Annotated in this window: 19 protein-coding genes and 2 pseudogenes; 9 read left to right on the top strand and 12 right to left on the bottom strand. The window is 70.5% G+C overall.

The features are described 5' to 3' along the window. Positions 1-74: 74 nt before the first annotated feature. Positions 75-452 carry a hypothetical protein gene (locus ACFV2X_RS40865; RefSeq protein ID WP_385626378.1) on the bottom strand — a complete coding sequence of 126 codons (378 nt, stop codon included), beginning with the start codon at positions 450-452 and terminating at the stop codon, positions 75-77. 134 nt (positions 453-586) lie between these two features. Between ACFV2X_RS40865 and ACFV2X_RS40860 the strand changes: the two are divergent. Continuing rightward, positions 587-1,390 (top strand): annotated as a pseudogene (locus ACFV2X_RS40860) (helix-turn-helix domain-containing protein); the annotation flags it as partial. A gap of 102 nt (positions 1,391-1,492) precedes the next feature. Here the strand turns inward: ACFV2X_RS40860 and ACFV2X_RS40855 are convergent. The 3 genes from ACFV2X_RS40855 to ACFV2X_RS40845 form a co-directional block, all read right to left on the bottom strand. Next, the gene (locus ACFV2X_RS40855; protein ID WP_385626377.1) at positions 1,493-2,083 is read right to left on the bottom strand and encodes a hypothetical protein; all 591 of its coding nucleotides are present in this window, start codon (positions 2,081-2,083) and stop codon (positions 1,493-1,495) included. 5 nt (positions 2,084-2,088) lie between these two features. Continuing rightward, positions 2,089-3,000, bottom strand: a complete 912-nt coding sequence (htpX, locus tag ACFV2X_RS40850; RefSeq protein ID WP_385626376.1) for a zinc metalloprotease HtpX — start codon at positions 2,998-3,000, stop codon at positions 2,089-2,091. A 174-nt stretch (positions 3,001-3,174) separates the two neighbouring features. Further along, entirely contained in the window at positions 3,175-4,083 is a 909-nt protein-coding gene (locus ACFV2X_RS40845) for an LLM class flavin-dependent oxidoreductase (protein WP_385626375.1), read from the bottom strand. Between the two features lie 54 nt (positions 4,084-4,137). Here ACFV2X_RS40845 and ACFV2X_RS40840 point away from each other — a divergent pair, with 54 nt between their 5' ends. Then, on the top strand, positions 4,138-5,031 hold the full coding sequence (locus ACFV2X_RS40840; protein ID WP_385626374.1) for a Cof-type HAD-IIB family hydrolase: 894 nt from the start codon (positions 4,138-4,140) through the stop codon (positions 5,029-5,031). A gap of 76 nt (positions 5,032-5,107) precedes the next feature. Here ACFV2X_RS40840 and ACFV2X_RS40835 read toward each other — a convergent pair whose 3' ends face one another. From ACFV2X_RS40835 to hisC, 5 genes are all read right to left on the bottom strand, one after another. Then, the gene (locus ACFV2X_RS40835) at positions 5,108-5,917 is read right to left on the bottom strand and encodes a hypothetical protein (RefSeq protein ID WP_385626373.1); all 810 of its coding nucleotides are present in this window, start codon (positions 5,915-5,917) and stop codon (positions 5,108-5,110) included. Positions 5,918-6,159: 242 nt separating this feature from the next. After that, complete coding sequence (cydD, locus tag ACFV2X_RS40830) at positions 6,160-9,756, bottom strand: thiol reductant ABC exporter subunit CydD (RefSeq protein WP_385626372.1); 3,597 nt, start codon at positions 9,754-9,756, stop codon at positions 6,160-6,162. 22 nt (positions 9,757-9,778) lie between these two features. Further along, positions 9,779-10,786, bottom strand: coding sequence for a cytochrome d ubiquinol oxidase subunit II (cydB, locus tag ACFV2X_RS40825; RefSeq protein ID WP_385626427.1), 1,008 nt, complete (start codon positions 10,784-10,786; stop codon positions 9,779-9,781). A 28-nt stretch (positions 10,787-10,814) separates the two neighbouring features. Beyond that, entirely contained in the window at positions 10,815-12,416 is a 1,602-nt protein-coding gene (locus tag ACFV2X_RS40820; protein WP_385626371.1) for a cytochrome ubiquinol oxidase subunit I, read from the bottom strand. A 250-nt stretch (positions 12,417-12,666) separates the two neighbouring features. Then, complete coding sequence (gene hisC, locus ACFV2X_RS40815) at positions 12,667-13,746, bottom strand: histidinol-phosphate transaminase (protein ID WP_385626370.1); 1,080 nt, start codon at positions 13,744-13,746, stop codon at positions 12,667-12,669. Between the two features lie 539 nt (positions 13,747-14,285). On the opposite strand from hisC, the gene ACFV2X_RS40810 reads away from it, so the two are divergent. The 3 genes from ACFV2X_RS40810 (at position 14,286) to ACFV2X_RS40800 (ending at position 18,081) form a co-directional block, all read left to right on the top strand. Beyond that, the gene (locus tag ACFV2X_RS40810) at positions 14,286-15,386 is read left to right on the top strand and encodes a LacI family DNA-binding transcriptional regulator (RefSeq protein WP_385626369.1); all 1,101 of its coding nucleotides are present in this window, start codon (positions 14,286-14,288) and stop codon (positions 15,384-15,386) included. A gap of 231 nt (positions 15,387-15,617) precedes the next feature. Next, complete coding sequence (locus ACFV2X_RS40805; RefSeq protein WP_385626368.1) at positions 15,618-16,880, top strand: metallophosphoesterase; 1,263 nt, start codon at positions 15,618-15,620, stop codon at positions 16,878-16,880. Positions 16,881-17,073: 193 nt separating this feature from the next. Beyond that, positions 17,074-18,081 (top strand): hypothetical protein, encoded by a 1,008-nt coding sequence (locus ACFV2X_RS40800; RefSeq protein ID WP_385626367.1) that lies wholly within the window; start codon positions 17,074-17,076, stop codon positions 18,079-18,081. A 30-nt stretch (positions 18,082-18,111) separates the two neighbouring features. Here the strand turns inward: ACFV2X_RS40800 and ACFV2X_RS40795 are convergent, their stop codons facing one another. Genes ACFV2X_RS40795 through ACFV2X_RS40785 form a run of 3 tightly spaced genes read right to left on the bottom strand, consistent with a single transcriptional unit; the run spans position 18,112 to position 19,631 of the window. Further along, complete coding sequence (locus ACFV2X_RS40795; RefSeq protein WP_385626366.1) at positions 18,112-18,558, bottom strand: MarR family transcriptional regulator; 447 nt, start codon at positions 18,556-18,558, stop codon at positions 18,112-18,114. Continuing rightward, on the bottom strand, positions 18,555-19,049 hold the full coding sequence (locus tag ACFV2X_RS40790) for a MarR family winged helix-turn-helix transcriptional regulator (protein WP_385626365.1): 495 nt from the start codon (positions 19,047-19,049) through the stop codon (positions 18,555-18,557). The genes ACFV2X_RS40795 and ACFV2X_RS40790 overlap by 4 nt, the downstream gene beginning before the upstream one ends. 36 nt (positions 19,050-19,085) lie before the next feature. Next, positions 19,086-19,631, bottom strand: coding sequence for a TIGR03086 family metal-binding protein (locus ACFV2X_RS40785; protein ID WP_385626364.1), 546 nt, complete (start codon positions 19,629-19,631; stop codon positions 19,086-19,088). Positions 19,632-19,793: 162 nt separating this feature from the next. Between ACFV2X_RS40785 and ACFV2X_RS40780 the strand changes: the two genes are divergently transcribed. The 4 genes and pseudogenes from ACFV2X_RS40780 to ACFV2X_RS40765 all read left to right on the top strand — a co-directional run. Beyond that, positions 19,794-20,927, top strand: a complete 1,134-nt coding sequence (locus tag ACFV2X_RS40780) for a BRO family protein (protein ID WP_385626363.1) — start codon at positions 19,794-19,796, stop codon at positions 20,925-20,927. Between the two features lie 134 nt (positions 20,928-21,061). After that, entirely contained in the window at positions 21,062-21,730 is a 669-nt protein-coding gene (locus ACFV2X_RS40775; RefSeq protein WP_385626426.1) for a HEAT repeat domain-containing protein, read from the top strand. A gap of 6 nt (positions 21,731-21,736) precedes the next feature. Beyond that, positions 21,737-22,747, top strand: coding sequence for a MerR family transcriptional regulator (locus tag ACFV2X_RS40770; RefSeq protein WP_385626362.1), 1,011 nt, complete (start codon positions 21,737-21,739; stop codon positions 22,745-22,747). A gap of 105 nt (positions 22,748-22,852) precedes the next feature. Beyond that, positions 22,853-22,962, top strand: a pseudogene (locus tag ACFV2X_RS40765) (GNAT family N-acetyltransferase); the annotation flags it as partial.

Raw genomic sequence — 22,962 nt, 5'->3', positions numbered from 1 at the left:
GCGCTGCTCCAACTCCTTGAGAGTGGGGCGCGGGCCGGGACCACTCGGCGTTTCCTGTGGAGGTGTCCCCGCGCTCATCGCGTCATTCCCAACGCCCGCTCACGCTCGTACTCGACGACGTACAACCCCACAGGGTCGACGTCCCAGACAAGCGGGAAGCGCTCAGCAGCAGGGATGCGCGGGAGGGGGAGCGTCGGCGGGTCCTCGTAGAGGACGGAGGAGGGCGCGGGGGACTCGGTGGCAACGGGCATCGGAGGCGGTACGGGAGTGTGGGCGGGGCGAGCCGCCACGTACACCGTGCTATGCCGACCCCGGCCGCCGGTCGCGATGACGTGCCGCACGCGCCGCAGCAGCTCTCTGGTTGCGTTCAGCGTGCGGCGCAGCCGGAGAGCTATGCGGACGGACACGACGTCCGGCACGGATTCGCTGATCCGTTCGGGGGGAACCACCATCAGGGGCCTTCTTTCATCTGGCGCTCCTGCTCGTGACCAGTAGTCACCTTGCGTGGTCACAGCCTGTCGCCATGCGCGTACGATCTGAAGTCATTGATGTCCCAACCGGCCCATCGGGAAAATGAGATTGCTCGATGCCAGCTCGGCCACGCGCACTGACACCAGATCGCTCCGCCCGCCACCTGTTCGGTTCGGAGATGCGCCGATTGCGTGAAGCGGCAGGGATGTCCCTTGAGGCCCTGGCCGAGGTCACCAGGTTCAGCAAGAGTTCGCTGGCGCGGTTCGAGACGGCAGAATCCATGATTCCGCCGGAGCTGCCCCCCATGCTTGACGCCGCGTTTGGCACTGACGGCATCTTCGGGAAGCTGTACGCCCTCGCTCGCAAGGAGATCCATCCGGACCAGTTCCGCCGTCGCATGGACCTGGAGACACGGGCACGGATCATCCGGGAGTACGCCTGCCAGATCGTGCCGGGCCTGGTGCAGACGGAGGGCTATGCCCGTGCACAGTTCGAGAAGCACAACCCGAAGGCAACGCCGAACGAAATTGACGAGCTGTGGTCGGCTCGTGCGAGTCGGCAAGTACTGCTGCAAGCGGACTCGGCTCCGGACCTGTTCTACATCCTCGATGAGGCAGTGATTCGCCGCCACTTCGGTGGCCCGGCGGTCATGCGGGCGCAACTGGCCCACCTCATTGAGTTGACGGAAACCCCCACAACGGTCGTGCAGGTTCTACCGTTCAATCACGGCGGGCATGCCTTGGTAGGCGGAACGTTGACACTGATGACCCTGGACTCCGGCACGCAGGTTGCCTATGAAGAGAGCATCACAACGGGAACCCTGCTGGAAGACAAAGAGGCTGTCGCCTTCCTCCAGCGGTCCTACGATCTACTCACAGCGCATGCCCTCTCGCCGGGCGATTCAGCTGCGCTCATCCGACGGCCCAGCGCTCATATTCGAGGCCACCGCCTGGGCGTCATTCGTCGCCTTCGCCAAAACACGCGGCATCTGACACCCACAGAGGCAACCCCCACGCGGTGCTCAGCCGGCCATACCGGGCGCGCCCCACACCGGGAACCAGCGGCTCAGGTCCTCCTCAACGCGTAGATCGTCGCCGAGCAGCCCCCGCACCTGGAGCTCGAGCGCGTTGTCGCGCTTCTCGCCGCGGGCGGGCAGCGGGGCGAAGGGGTAGAACGTGCCGCGCTTGTACAAGTACACCAGCGCGAGCGGCCGAGCTTCCGCGTCCCGGAAGCCGACCAGGGAGCACAGCAACTGCGGGCCGAAACCGGCGTCCTGGAGCAGGGTGTTGACCGCGTGCAGATCGCTCACCAGGGCCGCCAGATCATCCCGTGGCTGCCGCGCCAGCAGCCAGGTGTAGCCGTACTCGTCGCGGCTGAACTCGACGGGCACCCCGCCGCGTTCGGTGTCCGCGTCCAGCAGGGCCCGTACCTCTTCCTGGAGCCGGTCGAAGGCGCCGCCCTCGACGCTCGCGAAGCACACCGAGCCAAGCCCCGTGGGGGTGAACCCGGCCCCCGCCTCCAGCGTCACCGCGGCCGACGGCAGCGCGAAGAGCTGGTCGAGATCGGGCCGTGCGGGCTTGCTGCGGCCGAGGACCGCGTCCCAGAACCCCATGGCCTTCAGCTCCTCTCCGCCCGGCCGAGCTGCGCGGAGATGCGGGACAACTGGTCCAGCCGCTGCTCCAGCGTGGGGTGCGAGGACAGCAGCCGGCTCAGGCTCTGCCCGCTGAGCGCCGGGGCGAAGTAGAAGGCGTTGAACGGCTCCGCCCGGCGCAGGTCGCGGGTGGGTATTCGGGCTATCTGCCCGGTCACCTTGGTCAGCGCGGCGGCCAGCGCCGAGGGACGGCCGGTCAGCAGCGCACCGGCGCGGTCGGCGCTCAGCTCCCGGTAGCGGGAGAGCAGCCGGGTGAGCAGGAAGCTGATCGCGTAGACCACGGCGCTCACCAGCGGGATGATCAGCACCGCGATGGCGGTGTTGGAGTCCCGGCTGTTACGGCTGCTCAGGCCGCCCCACAGGGCGACGCGGGTCATGATGCCCGCCAGGACGCCCAGGAACGAGGCTATGGTCATGACCGCCACATCCCGGTGAGCGACATGTGACAGCTCGTGCGCGAGCACGCCCTCCAGTTCCTCCGGCTCCAGCCTCCGCAGCAGCCCTGTCGTCGCGCAGACCATCGCGTTGCGCTGGTTGCGGCCGGTCGCGAAGGCGTTGGGCACGTCGGAGTCGGCGATGGCCACCTTCGGCTTGGGCATATCGGCGAGCGCGCACAGCCGGTCGACCGCGCCGTGCAGCTCGGGCGCCTGCTCGGGGGTGACCTCCCGGGCGCCCATGGAGAACGCCGCGATCCGGTCGCTGAACCAGAACTGCGCCACGAAGAGCCCGCCCGCGATCAGCAGGATCAGCGGCCAGGCCCCGCGCAGCAGGGCCAGCAGCACGCCGACGAAGACCACATACAGCAGACCGATGAAGAACATCGTGGTCACCATGCGGGCGGTCAGCCCCCGGTCGGGGGCGTATCGGGTGCGTGGCATGGGTGCCTCCCAGCAACGGTGGTGGCCGGAATCTCTACACCCGATTCTGCTCCCTATAGCCGTCTTGTCGGAGTAAACCCGCCTCGCCCCGGCAAAACCGGTCACATAGGAGTGAAGGCTTTTGAACCATTTGCACTATTTGGAGTTGCGGGACCAGGGCTGCGGCACCCCCGGCTACCCGCCCAGCTGCGCCAGACCGTCCGTGGCGATCTTCTCGAAGACCGCGAGATCGGCCGCGAAGACCGAATCCGGGATCGGCCAGTGCAGCACGATCTCGTCGATGCCCAGCCGTGCGTGCTCCCCGGCGAAGTCGACGAACGCGTCGACGGAGGAGAGCGGCCGCTTCGGGTCGGGGGTGAAGCCGGTGAGCAGGACCTTGTCCAGCTCCGCCACGTCCCGCCCGGCCTCGGCGCACGCCTCGCCCAGCCGGTCGATCTGGCGCCCGATGGCGGCCACCGACTCGGCCGGTGTCCCCGTCTCGTAGATCTTCGGGTCGCCCGTGGTCACCCACGCCTGCCCGTGCCGCGCCGCGAGCCGCAGCCCGCGCGGGCCGGTGGCGGCGACGGCGAAGGGCAGCCGGGGCCGCTGGACGCAGCCGGGGATGTTGCGCGCCTCACGCGCGCTGTAGTGCCGGCCCTCATGGGTCACCGCGTCCTCGGTCAGCAGCCGGTCGAGCAGCGACACGAACTCACCGAAACGGTCGGCCCGCTCACGCGGCGTCCACGCCTCCTCGTCGCCGGACAGCAGCGCCGTCGCGTCGAAACCGGAGCCGCCCGCCCCGATGCCCAGGGTGATCCGGCCGCCGGAGATGTCGTCCAGGGAGATCAGCTCTTTGGCGAGCGTGACGGGGTGGCGGAAGTTCGGGGAGGTGACCAGGGTGCCGAGCCGCAGCCGGGACGTCGCCGCGGCCGCCGCCGTGAGGGTCGGGATCGCCCCGAACCAGGGTCCGTCACGGAAGCTGCGCCACGACAGGTGGTCATAGGTGTACGCGGCGTGGAAACCCAGCTCCTCGGCGCGCTGCCACACCTGGCGGCCGCCCTCGGACCAGCGGCGTACGGGAAGGATCACGGTGCTCAGTCGCATGCCATCGAGCGTAGGCCCTGCCTGAAGGCACTCGTGCGCGGCATATGCGGGAGGATGGTTGCCGTGACTCCAGCAACCGAGCAGTCCGAGACCCCGGCCGCAGGCAGATCCCGCTCCACCACACCCCGACCCCGACTGATCGCCACCGACCTCGACGGCACCCTGTTGCGCAATGACAAAACGGTCTCGGACCGCACCGTCGCCGCCCTCGCCGCGGCGGAGCGTGCGGGTATCGAGGTGTTCTTCGTCACCGGCCGGCCGGCCCGCTGGATGGGCGTGGTCAGCGAACATGTGCACGGCCATGGCCTGGCCATCTGCGCCAATGGCGCGGCCGTCGTCGATCTGCACGACGGCGGCCGGCTGCTCGACGCGCGCCCGCTGCCCGTGGACCGGGCGCTGGCCATCGTGGAGGCGTTGCGCGGCGATGCCCCCGGCACCTCCTTCGCGGTCGAGCGCACCGAGGGCATCGCATACGAACCGGACTACCCGCCCTTCCACCGCGACCCGAGCGCGATCATCGCCGCCGCCGAGAAGCTGCTGGACGAAGACGGCGAATGCGGCGGCACGCCGGTCCTCAAACTGCTCGCCCACCACCCCGCCATGGCGCCCGACGCCTTTTTGGAGCTGGGCCGCGCGGTGGCGGGGGCACACGGTGACTTCACCCGCTCCAGCCCGACCGCCCTGCTGGAGATCAGCGGGCTCGGGGTGAGCAAGGCCAGCACCCTGGCCCGGTGCTGCGCCCGGCGGGGCATCGCCCCCGAGGAGGTCGTGGCGTTCGGCGATATGCCCAACGACCTGGACATGCTGGCCTGGGCGGGCACCTCGTACGCGATGGCCAACGCCCACCCGCAGGTGCTGGCGTCGACCACCAGCCACACCGCGAGCAACGAGGAGGACGGCGTGGCGGCCGTCATCGAGCGGATCCTTGCGGCGATCCAGGAAGGCTGAGGCGTCGGGCGGCGCGTCCGGGCGGGCCGCCCCCCGGCCGGGTGGCCGGAGGGCGTTCCGCAAGCCAGGAAACGGTCTACCAGAAGAAGACGACGTATCCAGCGCCACCGACGCCGCCCGCCGTGCCGGCCGTATTGGCCGCACCACCCAGGCCACCGTCGCCGCCTTCGCCCCTGATCCCGGGCGGATCGACGATGCCGTCGACCTCTTCGCCGCCCCCGTCTCCGGTTGTGCCGCTGTCACCGGTCCGGTTCACACCGCCCGTGATGCACGAGCCCGTGCCGCCGGCGCCGCCCGCACCGTCGGCGCCGTTGGTGGCGCCCACCCCGGCGCTGCCGTGGAGGCCACCGATGCCACCGGTGGCGCTGAGGAGGGTGGTGGTGCTGGGAGCGATCACGCTCGTGGTGCCACCGTTGCCGCCGTTGCCGCCGTTGACACCGATGGGCCCGGCGGTACCGGAGGTGCCGGCGCCACCCAGGTTCACCGTGTAGCTCTGCAGGGCCTGGACCGGGATGACGCACCAGGTGAAGCCACCGGCGCCGCCGCCACCGCCGTTGCCGCCGACACCGGTACCGGTCGGGGTGGCGCCGCCACCGCCGCCACCGCCACCACCGCCGCCGCCCCATGCCTGGACGTGCACCGAGGTCACGCCCGGGGGAGGCGTGAAGGTCCCGCTCGCGGTGAACTCCCGCACCCCGTGCAGGACGGTGGGGTACTGCGGCGGTCTGGGCGGATTGGGGCGACCGTCCAGGGGGCTCTCGTCCGCGATGGCGGCGGGGGCCGCGGTCAGCAACTGGCTGCTCAGGGCCACCGCGCTCACCGCGGCGGCCAAGACGGCCCGGTAGCGCGCCCGGGATCGTTTGGAGGTTGCGCTCTTGCTGTTCACGTGATGACTTCCTTCCCCGCGTCGGGCCAACAACTGTCGCGGAGTGCGATGGACGATAAGAGGACAAGCTGACCAAACGGCCCGCGAAGCTCATCCCACTGCCCGTTAAGGGAGTGCGCATGCTGACGCAGCGATAGTTGGCCCGCCCAGGTGAGGAGTTGCCCTGACCGGGCTAACTCACGGTCGGCCAATGCCTCATCCGGTCCCTCCATGCCGCTCCGTAAACCGTCCGCCGGGAAAAGTCACCTGGCGCCCGCCGCGGCACCCACCGGGGGAGCAGCCCCCGCCAGGGCGTGGGCCTCCCCGGCCTCGCGCTCCAGCATCCGCCGGAACGGGCCCTCCCCTGCGGCGAGTTGGGCGTACGTACCGCGCTGTACGGCCCGGCCCCTGTCCAGCACGACGACCTCGTCGACCGCCTCCAGACCCGCCAGCCGATGGGTGATCAGCACGGTCGTACGGCCCCGTGTGGCGGACAGCAGATCGGCCGTCAGCGCGTCGGCCGTCGGCAGGTCCAGGTGCTCAGCGGGCTCGTCGAGCACCAGCACCGGGAAGTCCGCGAGCAGCGCGCGGGCCAGGGCGAGCCGCTGGCGCTGCCCGCCGGACAGCCGCGCGCCCGACTCGCCGACCAGCGTGTCCAGGTCGTCGGGCAGCCCGTCCACCCACTCCAGCAGCCGGGCCGCGGCCAGCGCCTCGCGCAGTTCGCCGTCGCTCGCGTCGGTGCGGGCCAGGCGGAGGTTCTCACGCAGCGAGCTGTCGAAGATATGCGCGTCCTGGGCGCACAGCCCCACCAACCGCCGTACCGCGTCGGCGTCCATGGCCGCGGTGTCGCGGCCCGCGAGGGTGTACGTGCCCGTCCGCGGGTCCAGGAAGCGGAGCAGCACATGGGCGAGGGTGGTCTTGCCCGAGCCGGACGGGCCGACGACGGCGATCCGGCGGCCCGGGCGCAGCTCCAGGTCGAACCCGTTCAGGGCGGCTTCGGAACGCCCCGGATACCGGGCCGAGATCCCGCTCAGCACCAGCGGATACGCCCCCTGCGGGGTCTCCGGGGCCGCCGGGGCCGGGCCGGCCGGGCCCTGTTCCGGCGCCCCGTCCGCCCCGTCAGCCACGTGGCACACCCGCCGCGCGGCCCGCCGCACCCGCTGGCGGTGCTGCACGGCCAGCGGCAGCCCCGCGACCGCCTCGAACGCGGCGAGCGGCATGAGGACCACGACGGCCAGCCACACCCCGTCGAGCCGGCCGTCGGCCACCGCCCGCACACCGACGAGCGCTGCGGCGGCCACGGTCAGCCCGCAGGCCAGCGCGGACAGTCCGGCGCCCACGCCGGTGGCGGCCGCGCCCCGCCGGGCGATCCGGGTGAGGTTGCCGTCGGCGCGGCGCACCTCGTCCAGCCGGCGCGGCAGCGCACCGGCGACGGTCAACTCGGCGGTGCCGGTGAGCAGATCCACGACCTGGGCCGACAGCGCGCCGCGCGCGGGGGCCAGCCGGCGCTCCGCATGGCGGGCCACCACCCCGGAGACCAGGGGCGTCACGACCCCCGCCAGCAGAAGTCCGGCCGCCAGCACGGCGCCCGCCTCCGGCAGCAGCCAGCCGGTGAAGCCGACGGAGGCCACGCCCACGGCCAGCGCGGCGCCGACGGGCAGCAGCCAGCGCAAGAAGTAGTCCTGAAGGGCGTCCACATCGGCGACCAGCCGGGAGAGCAGATCGCCGCGCCGGGTGTCCTTCAGCCCGACCGGCGCCAGCCGCTCCAGCCTGCGGTACACCGCGACCCGCAGCTCGGCCAGCACCCGCAGCACGGCGTCGTGCGAGACCAGGCGCTCGGCGTAGCGGAAGACGGCCCGGCCGATCCCGAACGCGCGGGTCGCGGTGACCGCGACCATCAGATAGAGCACGGGGGGCTGCTGTGAGGCGCGGGAGATCAGCCATCCGGAGACGGCCATCAGTCCGACGGCGCTGCCCAGCGCGAGGGTGCCGAGCAGCAGCGCGAGCCCGAACCGCCCCCGCCAGGCCCGCCCCGACTCCCGCACCCACGCCAGCGGCGAGCGGCGCTCCGGTACTCGGTGCTCCTCGTACGCCGACGGGGCGTCGGGGGCTTCACGGTCGGTGCCCTGGTGCGCGCCGTCCGCCGGGACGGTGCTCGGGGCCGCCGCGACCGGGGGCGCGGCGGTGGGGCCGGGCAGCCGCACCACGCGGTCGGCGAGGGGCAGCAGCGCCGGGCGGTGGACGACCAGGAGGACCGTACGGCCCTCGGCCAGCCGCCGTACCGCCTCGACGACCGCCGCCTCCGTCTCCCCGTCCAGTCCCGCGGTCGGCTCGTCGAGCAGCAGCACCGGCCGGTCGGCCAGGAACGCGCGCGCCAGCGCGATCCGCTGCCGCTGCCCCGCGGACAGGCCCGCACCCATCTCGCCGAGGCGGGTGTCGGCCCCGTGCGGCAGCGCGTCGACGAAGCCGAGCGCGCCCGCGTCCCGCAGCGCGGCCCGTACGGCGGTGTCATCGGCGTCCGGCCGCGCCAGCCGTACGTTCTCGGCGACCGTCCCGGCGAACAGATACGGGCGCTGGGGCACCCAGGCGACCTGGCCGCGCCAGCTCTCGAGGTCGAGCGACGCCAGGTCCCGGCCCGCGACCAGCACCCGGCCCGCGGCCGGTTCGGCGAATCCCAGCAGGGCGTTCAGCAGCGTGGTCTTGCCCGCCCCGCTGGGGCCGACGACGGCCACCGTCTCACCCGGCAGGATCTCGAACGAGGTCTCGGCCAGGGACGGTTCGGCGCGGCCCGGGTGGCGGACCACCAGCCCCTGCACGGTCAGCGCCGCACCCCGGGCGTCCGGGGCGGGCTCGGCACCGGTGGCCCTGGGCTCCCGTTCGAGGACCGCGAAGACCTCGTCCGCGGCGGTCAGCCCTTCCGCCGCCGCGTGGTACTGCGCGCCCACCTGCCGCAGCGGCAGATACGCCTCGGGGGCGAGGACGAGCACCACCAGCCCCGTGTAGAGGTCCAGCTCGCCATGGACCAGCCGCATGCCGATGCCGACCGCGACGAGGGCGACCGACACGGTGGAGAGCAGTTCGAGCGCGAAGGAGGACAGGAAGGCCAGCCGCAGGGTGCGCAGCGTGGCCCGCCGGTAGTCGGCGGTGATGGCGCGGATCGACGCGGCCTGGGCCTTGGCGCGGCCGAAGACCTTGAGGGTGGGCAGTCCGGCGACGACGTCCAGGAAGTGTCCGGACAGCCGGGACAGCAGCCGCCACTGACGGTCCATCCGGGACTGGGTGGCCCAGCCGATGAGGATCATGAAGAGCGGGATCAGCGGCAGCGTGGCGGCGATGATCAGAGCCGAGACCCAGTCGGCGGTGACGATACGGGCGAGCACCGCGACCGGCACCACCACGGCCAGGCCCAACTGCGGCAGATAGCGGGCGAAGTAGTCGTCCAGCGCGTCGATGCCCCGGGTGGCGAGGGTGGTGAGCTCACCCGTACCGCCCGTGCCGCCCGTACCGCCCGTACCGCCCAGCCGATCGGGCGCGGGCCGCTCGGGCCCCAGCCGCACCGCATGGGCGAGCAGCCGCAGCCGTAGTTCGGACTTGACGGCCGCCCCGGCCCGATGGGCGGCCAGTTCGGTCAGCCAGGCGACCGCGGCGCGGCCGACGGCGACGGCCGCCAGCAGCGCCAGCGGGCGCCCGAGCTCCCCGGGCGCCGCCCCCTGGACGAAGGCGGCGACCACCACCTCGGCGATCAGCATGGCCTGTGCCACCACAAGCCCCGCCGACACCAGTCCCAACGCCACGGACGAGGCAAGGAACAGACGGGTCGCCCGGGCCTGGCGCAGCAGCCGGGGGTCGATTGGTTTCACGTGAAACACACCACCCGCGGGGTCAGTGACCGGTCGGCTCGGGGATGTGCTGGGTGCCGATCCGCTTGCGGAAGACCCAGTACGTCCATGCCTGGTAGGCCATGATCAGCGGGGTCATCACGCCTGCGATCCAGGTCATGATCTTCAGCGTGTACGGGCTGGAGGCCGAGTCCGCCGCGGTCAGGCTCCACCTCGGGTCCAGCGAGGACGGCATGACATCCGGGAAGAGCGCGAGGAAGAGCATCGCGACCGCCGCGGCGATGGCCACCCCGGACAGGGCGAACGCCCAGCCCTCCCGCCCGCGCCGGTTCATCACCAGCGCCGCAAGCAGCGCGACCGCCGCGAGCAGCAGCGCGGCCAGCGAACGCCCGTTGCCGCTGTCGTGCTGCGTCCAGCCGAGGAAGACCACCGCGAGCACGGCGGCGACCGGGCCGAGCCCCGCCGCGAACCGCCGCGCCCGGGTCCGGATCTCCCCCACCGTCTTGAGCGAGGCGAACACGGCGCCGTGGAAGGTGAACAGCACCAGGGTGAGCGCCCCGCCGAGCAGGGCGTACGGGTTGACGAGATCGAGGAGGTCGCCGGCGTAGTTCTTGTCCGGCCCGATCGGCACCCCGCGCACCATGTTGGCGAAGATCGCGCCCCAGAGGAACGCCGGCAGCAGCGAGCACCAGAAGATCACGTTCTCCCAGTTGCGCTGCCAGCGCTCCTCGGGGCGCTTGTGCCGGTACTCGAAGGCGACGCCGCGCAGGATCAGACAGACCAGGATCGCGAGCAGTGGCAGATAGAAGCCACTGAAGAGCGTGGCGTACCAGTCGGGGAAGGCCGCGAAGGTCGCGCCGCCCGCCGTGATCAGCCATACCTCGTTGCCGTCCCAGACCGGGCCGATGGTGTTGATGAGCACCCGGCGTTCCGTACGGTTCCGGGCCAGCGGCTTGGTCAGCACGCCGATGCCGAAGTCGAAGCCCTCGAGGAAGAAGTAGCCGGTCCACAGGACGGCGATCAGTACGAACCAGACGTCGTGAAGATGCAGTGACATGGCTCTCTCCGGTTCAGTACGTTCAGTACGCGAAGGTCAGCGGCTTGTCGGCGTCGTCGTCGGCGGCGTCGTGCTCCCCCGCCGCCCCGGCGCCCGGTCCGCCGGAGGGCAGCCGCAGCCGGGGGTCCTTGGCCGGCGGCTTCTCATCGGTGTCCGGCCCGGCCTTGGCGTACTTGGTCAGCAGCCGCACCTCTACGACCGCGAGCACGCCGTACAGCAGCGTGAAGACGCCCAGGGATATGAGGACTTCGGTCCGGCTGACGCCGGGGGAGACCGCGTCGGCGGTCTTCATCAGCCCGTACACCACCCACGGCTGACGCCCCATCTCGGTGAAGATCCAGCCGAAGGAGTTGGCGATCAGCGGGAAGCCCATGGTCAGGATGCCGATCCGCCAGGACCACTTGGTCAGCAGGGGGCTCATCTCGCGGTTCTTGGTGAGCATGAGCCGCGGCACCTCGTCCTCGCCGGTGCGGAAGGCGGGCGACAGCCACTTCTTGCGCCGGGTCGTCCACAGCCCGATCAGTGCGGCGACGAACGAGGTCATCCCGAAGCCGATCATCAGCCGGAAGCCCCAGTAGGTCATGAAGATGCTGGGGATGTAGTCCTCGGGCTGCCCGCCGTAGGCGGCGGCCTCCCGCGCGGCCACGTCGTTGATGCCGGGGACGGAGTCGGTGAAGTTGCTGTGCGCGAGGAACGACAGCATCCCGGGGACCTCCAGCTCGACGCTGTTGTGCCCCTTGCTCACATCGCCGACGGCGAAGACCGAGAAGGGTGCGGGCGCCTGGGTGTCCCACAGCGCCTCCGCCGCGGCCATCTTCATCGGCTGCTGCTCGAACATCACCTTGCCGAGCTGGTCGCCACTGATCGCGGTGCCCATACCCGCGATCACGGCGACGACCAGACCGACACGCAGCGACGACCGCATCGCGCCGACCTGCTTCTTCTGCTTCTCGCCGAGCTCTTCGCCACGGTCCTGGCGGCGCTTGGCCCGCCAGAGGTGGAAGGAGGAGATGCCCACCATGAAGGCGGCGCCGGTGAGGAAGGCGGCGGTGAGGGTGTGGAAGACCACGACCAGGGTGGTGTTCTGGGTCAGCACCGCCCAGATGTCGGTGAGCCGCGCCTTGCCGGTGGCCTTGTCGATGGCGTAGCCGGTCGGGTGCTGCATCCACGAGTTGGCGGCGAGGATGAAGTACGAGGACAGGACGGTGCCCAGCGCGACGATCCAGATGCAGGCACAGTGGATCTTCTTCGGCAGCTTGTCCCAGCCGAAGATCCACAGTCCGATGAAGGTGGACTCGAAGAAGAAGGCGAGCAGCGCCTCCATGGCGAGCGGGGCGCCGAAGACATCGCCGACGAAGCGCGAGTAGTCCGACCAGTTCATGCCGAACTGGAACTCCTGGACGAGGCCGGTGACCACACCCATCGCGATGTTGATCAGGAAGAGCTTGCCCCAGAACTTGGTCGCGTGGAAGTACTTCTCCTTGCCGGTGCGGACCCAGGCCGTCTCCAGACCGGCGGTCATGGCCGCGAGCGAAATCGTGAGCGGTACGAAGAGGAAGTGGTAGACGGTGGTGATGCCGAACTGCCATCGCGCCAGCGTCTCCGGCGCCAGAGCCAGATCCACGGGAATCTCTCCTTACGCTGTTGCCCGGTCGTGCCCGCAGGGATCGCCTGCGGCCCCACAAGGGGGAGCTTGTGAACGTATTCACATTCACAAGCAATGATACGCACACACATACGCCCCTTCTCACCGGGGGGTGGAAGGGGCGTAAGCGGAACGTATCGGTAGGATCCGATCGGCATCTCTGCTGGTTGCGGGGCGTTGGCTGCTCGTCGGCTACTCGTCAGCTATTCGTCGGCGGCCCCGTGGCGCGTCACAGCTCCTTGCGGAACTCCTCGGCGACGCGCAGGAAGACGTCGTTCGCCTCGTCCTCGCCTATCGTCACCCGAACCCCCTCGCCCGGGAACGGGCGCACCACCACGCCCGCCGCCTCGCACGCCGCCGCGAAGTCCACCGTGCGCTCCCCCAGCCGCAGCCAGACGAAGTTCGCCTGCGATGTGGGCACCGTCCACCCCTGTCCGGCCAGCGCCTCGCTCACCCGCGCCCGCTCCGCGACCAGCGCCTCCACCCGCTCGCGCAGCGCGTCCTCGCTGCGCAGCGAGGCCACCGCCGCGTCCTGCGCCAGCTGGCTGACCCCGAAGGGCACCGCCGTCTTGCGCAGCGCGGCCGCGACCGGCTCATGCGCGATCGCGAAGCCGACGCGCAGCCCCGCCAGACCGTACGCCTTGGAGAAGGTGCGCAGCACGCACACATTGGGCCGCTCCCGGTACAGCTCGATGCCGTTCGGCACCCGCTCGTCCCGGATGAACTCGATATACGCCTCGTCCAGCACCACCAGCACATCGTTCGGCACCCGGTCCAGGAAGCGCGTAAGACCGTCCCGGCCCACCACCGTGCCCGTCGGGTTGTTGGGGTTGCAGACGAAAATCAGCCGGGTGCGCTCGGTGACCGCGTCCGCCATCGCGTCCAGGTCGTGCACCTCGCCGTCGGTCAGCGGCACCCGCACCGACGTCGCCCCGGAGATCTGCGAGATGATCGGATATGCCTCGAAGGACCGCCAGGCGTACATCACCTCGTCGCCCGGCCCGGCCGTCGACTGCACCAGCTGCTGGGCCACGCCGACCGAGCCGGTGCCGGTGGCCAGGTGCTCGGGCGGCACATCGAAGCGCTCGGCGAGCTCGGCCATCAGCGCCGTGCAGGCCATATCGGGGTAGCGGTTGAAGGAGGCGGCGGCGGCCGTCGCGGTCTCCAGCACCCCCGCGAGCGGCGGATAGGGGTTCTCGTTCGAGGACAGCTTGAAGGCCGTCGGCCCGTCCGCCGCGGCCGGCTTACCGGGCTTGTACGTCGGAATGCCGTCCAGCGCGGCACGCAGCTTGGGGCTCTTCTCAGTCACCGCGGCTCCTCCTCGACCGTCCCGTCCGTGCGCGGCGCCCGCGCACGTCGATACCTCACACTGTATGAGGCATCCTGGGCCCGGCGTATCGCGGTGGGCGGGCCCTGGGGCACGGGCCGTGAGAGCCCCGTATCCGGGGGTGCGAGAATCCCGGCGCGCGGGTGCGCGGAGCGGGCACGCGGGGCCGACCGCGGGCACACGGGGCCGACCGCGGGCACACGGGGCCGACCGCGGGCACACGGGGCCGGCCGACCGCGGCGCGGGATGCGTACAGCTGAGGGGGAGCGATTCCGCTTCTGCCGCGCGCCGGTGGCGAGCGCCCTGGCGCGCATCACCCATGCAGGTGAGTTGAGACCTCTTCGAGACAACGACCAATCGACAGGCGTGGATATGCCAGAGGCGACTACTGACCCACCCGAACCGTCAACTGGCTTGATTTCCAAGGGAATTGGCCGAAGCGCTCATGCAGAAACGTGCCTTCGCAGAGCCGAGCGTACCCCCGCGCGAAGGGGCCACCCTCGCCCTACTATCGGCTCGCCATGACAGCAGCAGGGAAGCACCAGGTGAGCCGGTCGACCGGCCGCCGGCTGACACGGGCGGGCATCCGGGACGTGGCCGCCGCAGCCGGGGTCTCGATCACGACCGTCTCCGACGCGCTCAACGGCAAGGGCCGGCTCCCGGACGCCACCCGCCGCCATGTCCGCGAGGTCGCCGACCGGCTGGGCTACCGCCCTTCCGCCGCGGCCCGCACCCTCCGTACCGGCAAGTCCGGCCTCATCGGCCTGACCGTGACCACCTACGGGGATGAACCTTTCACCTTCACCGAATTCGCGTACTTCGCGGAGATGGCGCGCGCCGCCACCTCCGCCGCGTTAGCCCGCGGCTACGCCCTCGTCATCCTGCCCGCCACCTCCCGCCACGACGTGTGGTCCAACGTCGCCCTCGACGGCACCGTCGTCATCGACCCCTCCGACCACGACCCCGTCGTCACCGATCTGCTGCGCCAGGGCATCCCCGTGGTCAGCGACGGCCGCCCGGCCGGCACCCTCCCCGTCACCGCCTGGGTGGACAACGACCACGAGGCCGCCGTGCTCGGCCTGCTCGACCACCTCGCCGACTCCGGCGCCCGCCGCGTCGGACTGCTCACCGGCACCACCACCGACACCTACACCCGGCTGTCCACCACCGCGTATCTGCACTGGTGCGACCGGGTCGGACAGGAGCCGGTGTACGAGGAGTACCCGGCCCACGACCCCTGTGCCGGAGCCGTCGCCGCCGACCGCCTGCTGGCCCGCCCCGACCGCCCCGACGCCGTCTACGGCCTGTTCGACCCCAACGGCACCGATCTGCTGGCCGCCGCCCGCCGCCACGGACTGCGCGTCCCCGACGATCTGCTGCTGGTGTGCTGCAGCGAATCCGCGATCTACCGCACCACCGAGCCGCCCGTCACCACCCTCTCCCTCAAGCCCCGCCGGATCGGCACCGCCGCCGTACAGCTTCTGATCGACGCCATCGAGGGACCGGGTGCCGAGCACCCCGTCGAGCGGGTGATACCCACCGAACTGATCGTGCGGACGTCCTCGCAACGGCGTCCGCCACGCACCACGGTGAGCGCGCCGCGCAGCCGTGCCGGAGGTTGACCTGAGGAAGACTTGAGGATGACGCGAGACGCACCCGAACCCGATCCGCTTTCCCTACCGGGCCAATCCGGGATAAAAGACCGCCGAACCGGGATTGCGCCCCGATTGACGGCCCCCTGGTGCGTCACAAGCCCGTACGGTCATTCCTATGATGGGCGGACGACACCGCGGACCGCCCTCGACCAGGCATGGTCTACACGGTGGCACGGCGGCGCGATGGTGGAGGGGTCGATGACTCAGGGGGCCGGTCTGGGAGCCACGGCACGGACCACGGCGGCAGTCCCGCCCGTATCCGCGTACGGAACGTCCGCCGCGCCCGGCCCACTCCCGGGCGGCGCGGTCCCACCAGCCCCGAACCCGTACGGCGGGATGCCCTACGGCGCGGTCCCGCACGGCCGGGTCCCCCGCGATCCGGCCCAGCCCGCCCCGCCTCCGGCGCCCGCGGCGCACCCCGCGCCGCCCGCCGCGCCCGAGGGCCCCGCTGCCCCCGAGCGCCCTGCCGCGCCCGCCCGGCCGCCCGCGGAGTACACGCCCACCGAGCGCTCCCTGCCGGTCATGGGCCCCGGACACACCCTCCCGGACACCCCGCTGGTGCCCCCGCAGGACCGCCCGACCGTCGAGCTCACCCCGGTCCCCGACCCCGAGCGCTCCCAGGAGCCCGAGGACGACGGGCCCGGCCCGCTGTACGTGGTCGGCGATGTGCACGGCTACCTCGACGAGCTGCGCGAGGCGCTGGCCGCCCAAGGGCTGATCGACGCCAAGGGCAGCTGGTCCGCGGGCAACGCCCGGCTCTGGTTCCTCGGCGACTTCACCGACCGCGGCCCCGACGGCATCGGCGTCATCGACCTGGTCATGCAGCTCTCCGCCGAGGCCGCGGCCGCCGGCGGCTACTGCAAGGCCCTGATGGGCAACCACGAACTGCTGCTCATCGGCGCCAAACGCTTCGGCGACACGCCCGTCAACTCCGGCGCCGGCACCGCCTCCTTCCAGGCCGCCTGGCTCCTCAACGGCGGCCAGCGCACCGACATGGAACGGCTCGAGGACCACCACCTGCAGTGGATGTCCCGGCTGGACGCGATGACCGAGGAGGACGGCCATCTGCTCGTGCACTCCGACACCACCGCCTACCTCGAATACGGCGACTCCATCGAGGCCGTCAACGACACCGTGACCGAGACGCTGCAGCGCAGCGACGCCGACGAGTGCTGGGACCTGTTCCGCAAGTTCACCAAGCGGTTCGCCTTCCGCGACGAGGAGGCCGGCCCCCTGGCCGTCCGCGAACTGCTCGACACCTACGGCGGGCAGCGCATCGTCCACGGCCACAGCCCGATCCCGTATCTCCTCGGCGAGGTCGGCTCCGAGGACGACGAGGACGGCGGCGCGCCGATCGTCGAGGGCCCGCACGTCTACGCGGACAACCTCGCGGTCGCCATGGACGGCGGCGTCACAATGGCCGGAAAGCTGTTGGTCGTCCAACTCCCGCTGAATGTCTGAGGATTCCTAGGATTCATACCACGCCGCGCGGGGAAGATAGACAGTTTCACCGACGCGGAGCGAATTTCGGGAAACCTACTGTCACCCCGCGCCGGATCGGCTCTACCATCGGCTTATCCGTAGCAGGCTCTCCTCCGTTTCCGCCCCACTGCCCGGTGACAGCCGGCACCAAGGCCCTACGGAGCATCGGGGGATGCACATGAACACCGCTCCGCACCTGCTGATCGAGGACCGCCCGGAGTTCGAGCGGGTTCTCGATGAGGCGCTGCGCACCGCGGACCGCCGCGCGGACCTCAGCGGCGTCGGGCAGCGGCTCAGCACCGAGCAGCTGCGCACCATGGCGATGAACGCCGCGGCGGCCATAGCGGCATGCGCGGCCGACGAATACCACCACTATGTGACCGCCCGCGAGAAGCTGCGCCAACCGGCGCCGTCCGGCTGGCCCGACACCGTGGGCGACGAGTTCACCGCTACGGACAGGGAACGGGACGGCACGGCGGGCGAGGCACCGGGCGTGACGACGGCCGCGGGTGCGACGACGACCGTGGACGGGGCGACCACCGTGGACGGGGCGACGGCCGCAGGCGGGTTCGCCGCCACGGTGGGGGACGCGGCGTCAGGCGCGGGACTCGTCGCCGTGCTCTCCGTCCTGGCCCCGGTCCTGGCCGGCACCGCGGCGGTCATCTTTCTCCTCGCCGGCTATCTGCTGCACCTGCTCAACCCCACGCCATCGATAGCCCAGCCGATGGTCACCGCGGGCTGGCTGTTCGCCGCGCTCACCGCCGCGGGCCTGCTGATCGCCGCCGTCGGCCTTCTGCTCACCGCGATGCGCAACGGCACCGGAGCGATCCGGGGCAGCGCGCGCAGCGCGCAGCGGGAAGAGGTGGACCGGAGTAGAGAAGCCTGGCGGCTGGCGCTGCTGGAGCGGGGCGTGGTGCCCTTCCTGCGCGACGCGCTCGCCGACCCGGCGGCCGCCGACGGCGCCCACACCTCCCCGGCCCCGCCCCCCACGTCCTCCCCGACGCGCCCCTCGTCGGCCTACGCCCCCAGCCGGTCCGAGGCCACCGGCCGCACACCCCACCTCGGCTACAGCCGCCCCGGCTTCTCCACGGAGGGCGACGTCCCCAAGACCCGCCCCCGCTTCACCAGCCCGGACTTCACCAGCCCCGACTACGGCGGCCCGGAACACCAGCCCGACTAGGCCGCGTGCCTTCGATCAGATGGCAGAACCTCAGGCGCTGACCAACTCGGCGTTCGCGCGCTCCGTGACCAGCGCCAACACGCGGCCCGCGACGGCAAGGTCCTCGGCCGGGATCCCGGCGTACAGCCGGGCGGAGATCTCGGCGGTCTCGGCGGAGGTGCTCTCGTACAGCTCCCGTCCGGCGTCCGTGAGCCGCACCCGGGACACCTCCGCCGGGTCCTCTTCCAGCAGCTTCGCGGCCGACAGCTCCTCGATCACGCCGCGCACGACCGACTCGTCGGTCTTCAGCGAGCCGGTGACATCGCCGATAAGCTCGTCCCGGCCGATGGACTCGCCCGCGAGCACGACGGCCACGAGTGTCACACTCTGGTGGAACGTGACGCCGTGGCGGGCCATCACGCCCTCCGCGAGGGCACGCCCGGCATAGTGCGCCAAGGCTATGGCCCGGCCATTGACCGTGGGTGCGGTGGTGGTCATGACTGCTCCTTGTCGTTCTCGGTGTGCGGATCAAGAGGTACGTCAAGAGGTACGTCGAGCAGGGTCGCCAGCTCGCGGTTGAACTGCCGTGTGCGCGTGCTGTCCTGCCCCCCGAGCGGCTCCAGCAACTGGTCCAGCAGACCCTGGACCACCGTGATCGCGCGGCGTGTGACATCGCGCCCCTGCTCGGTGAGCGACAGCTGCATGGCGCGCGGATCGCTCGGGTCCCGGGTGCGGGCGACGAGCCCGGCGGCCTCCAGGGCGCGGGCGAGCTTGGAAACGTACAACGGCTCGAGCCCTGTGTGATCGGCGAGCCGACGCTGACTGGGCCGCAGCCCGGAGCGCGACATGCCGTAGAGCGATGCCATCAACGAGTACTGGGCATGTGTCAGGCCCAGCGGCGCGACCGCCCGGTCGACGGCCACCCGCCACTTCATCGACAAGCGCCAGACCAGGAACCCTGCCGTGGCGCTCTCAGCTGCTGAACTCACACCAAATACAATACATAGCCACTATGTACATGGCTACTATTTTCCCGTGGGCCGAGCACCCCGCCCGGCGATCGCGAGCACCCTGGCGAACGCATCGGCCCCGGGCCCCGGATCGGCCCCCTCCCCGAACCTCCCCGAGGAGCTGAGCGCCGACCCGAACGGCACAAGCCACTCCAGTGCGGCCTCGGCCAGCCCCGGCTCCGGCACGAAGTCCACGCCCAGGGCCTGGGCCAGGTCCCAGGCATGCACGCACACATCCCCCCAGCGGATCATCACGGCGGCGTCCCCGCTCAGCTCCCCGAACACCGGATGCCGCACCACCCGCCCCAACGCCCCTTCCCCCTCCGCCGCCCGCTCCACCCGCGCCGCCCACACCTCGACGGTGTCACCGGGCACGGCGACAAGCTCCTCACCCGTCAGGAGAGCGGTCGCCATGACATGCCCTCCGATCACATGGCCCACCAGATCGCGGATGCTCCACTCACTGCAGGGGGTGGGCAGCTCCCAGTCCTCCTCCTTCGCTTTGCTGAGGATTTCGGCGAACTGGGCGTTGACGACGCGGAGTGCGTGTCGGTTGTCCATCAGGGCTACTCCAGGAGTCGGCGGTTCAGAGTCTGTGGTTCAGGGTCGGTGATCTCGCGCCAGCGGAATGGTTCATTCCCCACCTTTTGAGCGAACTCGCCCTTAATCGTGGGTTGTTTGCGCACCGGGATCCGTAACGTCCGTCATGGAGGTGATGCTCCCATGAGCACACAAAACATTCCGCCGACCCCGGCAGGCAAGCAGGACGCGATCGACATCAACGACTTCGTGTACGCGGCGACCGGAGCGCGCGTACGGCGGCTCACGCTGCCGGATGGGACCCACTGGTTCCCGGCGGTCGATGTGTGCGCGGAACTCAAGCACTCCAACTCGAGGGCGGCCATCCGTAGGCATGTCCCTGAGCACATGCGATGTGTACTCGAAACCGTAATTTCCCGTTACGGTTTGAGCATTCCCGCAGGTCAGGGACTCAAAAAGTCCATGGTGATGTGTAGCCTCAACGGGCTGATCCGCCTCGTCAACGGCTGCGTGAAACCCGAGTGCGAGCCGTTCAAGAACTGGGTGACCGGGGTTGTGGTTGCCGTCCAGCAGCACGGCTCATACACGCTCGAGAAGGCCGAAGTACAGCCCACGACCCCGGACGCCCCCACCGCCTACGCCATGCCGAAGGAGGTCGCCGACTCCATCGTCCGGCTCGAGGAGCACAACCTCGACATGGACGCGCAGATGCTCGCCATGCAGCGCGAGGCCCAGGAGCTGCGCCGCGAGAGCGTCGAGATGATGCGGAAGTCCGCAGAGGCCCAGCAGGAGGTCGCCAAGACACAGCGGGAAGCCCTCGAAGCACAGCAGGAAGCACAGCGCGAGGCGGAGCGCGTTCAGCGCGAGATGATCGAGGCGATCCGCGAGTCCACCGTCGTCCAGCGGGATTCAATCGCCGCCGGACAGACCGCCGCTCATGCGCTGATGCAGTGCATCAGTGAGACCTTTGTGTCGATCAACCGGCTCGCGGACCGTGTCGGAAACGTCGCCGACAGCATTCCACGCCATTGGCGGGACCTGCCCGAGCCGCCCAAGACGGTGACGCCGGCCGTGGTGATCGCCGAGTGGCGCGAGCACAACCTCGTGGTCACCGCCGATATCTGGGCCGTAGCGGCGTACATCCTGCCCGCACTCATCGAGCACGGCGAATGCCTGTATCCGCTGAACGCCATCGCGTCCGTCACCGGGCTCACCGAGCACCGTGTGCATGACGCGCTGCGCATGCTGCAGAAGCGCGGCTGTATCCGGCAGACCGGGGTGACTCCGGACGGCGCTCCGGTGTACGTCTTGAAGTAGTCCACCGCCAAACACGGCACAAGGGCCCGAAGTCGCAAATCGAAGTTGCGGCTTCGGGCCCCCAGTACGTTACCGCTACTCCTTGACCTTGACACAGTGACAAGGGCTTCACTCCAGCCAAGGAGGTGGTCCCGATGACCGAGCAAAGTCAGGACACGGATACGACCCGAGCTCTCCAGGCGCTGGAGGACAGCCGCTCGCAGGTACGGCTGCGGGCGGCGCTGGCGGTCGGCACGACGCCTGACCCGGGGTTCATCGACAAACTCATCGAGCGATGCGCGATCGAGCCCGAGTTCTACGTGCGCGAAATGCTCACGTGGGCGCTCACCCGCCACTCACCGTCGCTAACGGTCCCAGGGCTCCTCAAGGAACTCCGCTCGAAGCGTGCGCAGGGGCGCAGCCAGGCGCTGCACACGCTGTCCAAGATCGCGGATCCGCAGGCGTGGCCGGCGATCACACGGGAGCTTCTGTTCGACGCCGACGACGAGGTGGCGCGGGCCGCTTGGCGAGCAGCGGTCGTACTCGTACCCGCAGATGAGAGGGCCGAGTTGGCCGCGGCGTTGGCGACACAGCTCGGGCGCGGCGAGCGTGAGACGCAGCTGAGCCTCAGCCGGGCACTGATCGCGCTCGGTGACGTAACCTTGCCAACTCTGCGCACCGCGATGACGGATCTCGACCTTCGTGTGCGCACGCACGCGATCGCCACGGAACGGCTGTTGCGCGACCCGGACGCTGGATTCGAATTCGCGATCGAGGAGGCGAAGCGCGCTGTGGCCCTCGGCCCGACCAGCCAGAAGGGGTGATGGGCAGTGCTGATCGGCGATGTGGCACGACGGTCCGGAGTCAGCGCCCGCATGCTCAGGCATTACGAATCGCTCGGCCTGCTGCGGCCGACGGACCGTACCGGCGCCGGCTATCGCGAGTACTCCAGCGACGACATCCGGCGCATCTTCCATATCGAGAGCCTGCGGTCCTTGGGGCTGTCGCTGCGTGACGTCGGGCGCGCGCTCGATGATCCCGGCTTCGCGCCCTCGGATCTCGTCGACGATCTCATCCGCCAGACGCGGGAACGCATCGCAGCTGAGACGGAGCTGCTCACGCGGCTCCGGCGGATCGGTGCCGCGGAACCCGACGGATGGGAAGACGTCCTCCAGATCGTCGCACTCCTCCAGGCGTTGGGTTCGGAGAGCGCTGGGAAGCGCCAGCGCGCGGCCCTGTCCTCAGCCGATGTCGATGGGGTTCCGGTGCCAACGGAAGCACTGGTCGAGGCAGCCCTGAACGAGACGGACACGAATGTCGCCGGAGCCCTTCGATGGGCTTTGGCGCAATCGGGCGATGGCGGATTGGCGCTGCTGGCCGAGGGCCTCGACTCACCGGTGGCCGAGGTGCGGAAACGTGCCGTCCAGTGCATCGCTGAGATGCCGAGTCGTAAGGCGACCGCACTGCTGCAGGACGCCCTCATGAACCCCGACATCGTGGTCCGCAGGTGTGCGGCCATGGCGCTCGGGGCACGTGGAGTGGCCGACGCGGTCCCGACGCTCATCGACATGGTCGTCGAGGACGCGAACGACGTCGATGCGGCCGATGCGCTGAGCGCGCTGGCGAGTCGTCCCGCGTTGGCGGATCAGATCGCTGCCCGGCTCGTGGAGAGTCTTGGCCCCGGCGTCGTGGAATCGTCCGCACGTCGACGGCTGACACAGGCGCTCGCGGAGATCCCGGGAATCACGGCGTCACGTGCCCTCGCGGATCTGTCACACGACGAAGACCGTGTCGTCGCGCTTACCGCGGCATACATTCTCACGATGCGCGACGCACGATGATGGAGCTTTCCCGTGGCCCTGTCGGTGGGGACCAAGTGCCGCAACATACGGACGGACAATGCCGATGGCCTCACCGTTGGTTTGACCACCTGTTAGCGTGCGCGGATGGAAGATCTGGGCCCCGTGGCTTGGCCGCCTGAGCCGATCAGGACCGAGAGGCTCGTGCTCCGCGAGCCCGAGACCCGGGACCGTGCGGTGTTCATCGAGCTGCTCGC

Origin of the sequence: Streptomyces sp. NPDC059679, from assembly GCF_042734105.1 — a bacterium.
Classification (GTDB): domain Bacteria; phylum Actinomycetota; class Actinomycetes; order Streptomycetales; family Streptomycetaceae; genus Streptomyces.
The sequence above is the reverse complement of the archived record's forward strand: the minus strand, read 5'-3'. Positions and strand labels throughout refer to the sequence as shown.

Excerpts from the sequence above, each read along its gene's own strand:
- ACFV2X_RS40865 (WP_385626378.1), bottom strand. The coding sequence starts at position 452 with ATGGTGGTTCCCCCCGAACGGATCAGCGAATCCGTGCCGGACGTCGTG.
- ACFV2X_RS40855 (WP_385626377.1), bottom strand. The coding sequence starts at position 2,083 with ATGGGGTTCTGGGACGCGGTCCTCGGCCGCAGCAAGCCCGCACGGCCC.
- htpX (WP_385626376.1), bottom strand. The coding sequence starts at position 3,000 with ATGCCACGCACCCGATACGCCCCCGACCGGGGGCTGACCGCCCGCATG.
- ACFV2X_RS40845 (WP_385626375.1), bottom strand. The coding sequence starts at position 4,083 with ATGCGACTGAGCACCGTGATCCTTCCCGTACGCCGCTGGTCCGAGGGC.
- ACFV2X_RS40840 (WP_385626374.1), top strand. The coding sequence starts at position 4,138 with ATGGTTGCCGTGACTCCAGCAACCGAGCAGTCCGAGACCCCGGCCGCA.
- ACFV2X_RS40810 (WP_385626369.1), top strand. The coding sequence starts at position 14,286 with ATGACAGCAGCAGGGAAGCACCAGGTGAGCCGGTCGACCGGCCGCCGG.
- ACFV2X_RS40805 (WP_385626368.1), top strand. The coding sequence starts at position 15,618 with ATGACTCAGGGGGCCGGTCTGGGAGCCACGGCACGGACCACGGCGGCA.
- ACFV2X_RS40800 (WP_385626367.1), top strand. The coding sequence starts at position 17,074 with ATGCACATGAACACCGCTCCGCACCTGCTGATCGAGGACCGCCCGGAG.
- ACFV2X_RS40795 (WP_385626366.1), bottom strand. The coding sequence starts at position 18,558 with ATGACCACCACCGCACCCACGGTCAATGGCCGGGCCATAGCCTTGGCG.
- ACFV2X_RS40785 (WP_385626364.1), bottom strand. The coding sequence starts at position 19,631 with ATGGACAACCGACACGCACTCCGCGTCGTCAACGCCCAGTTCGCCGAA.
- ACFV2X_RS40780 (WP_385626363.1), top strand. The coding sequence starts at position 19,794 with ATGAGCACACAAAACATTCCGCCGACCCCGGCAGGCAAGCAGGACGCG.
- ACFV2X_RS40775 (WP_385626426.1), top strand. The coding sequence starts at position 21,062 with ATGACCGAGCAAAGTCAGGACACGGATACGACCCGAGCTCTCCAGGCG.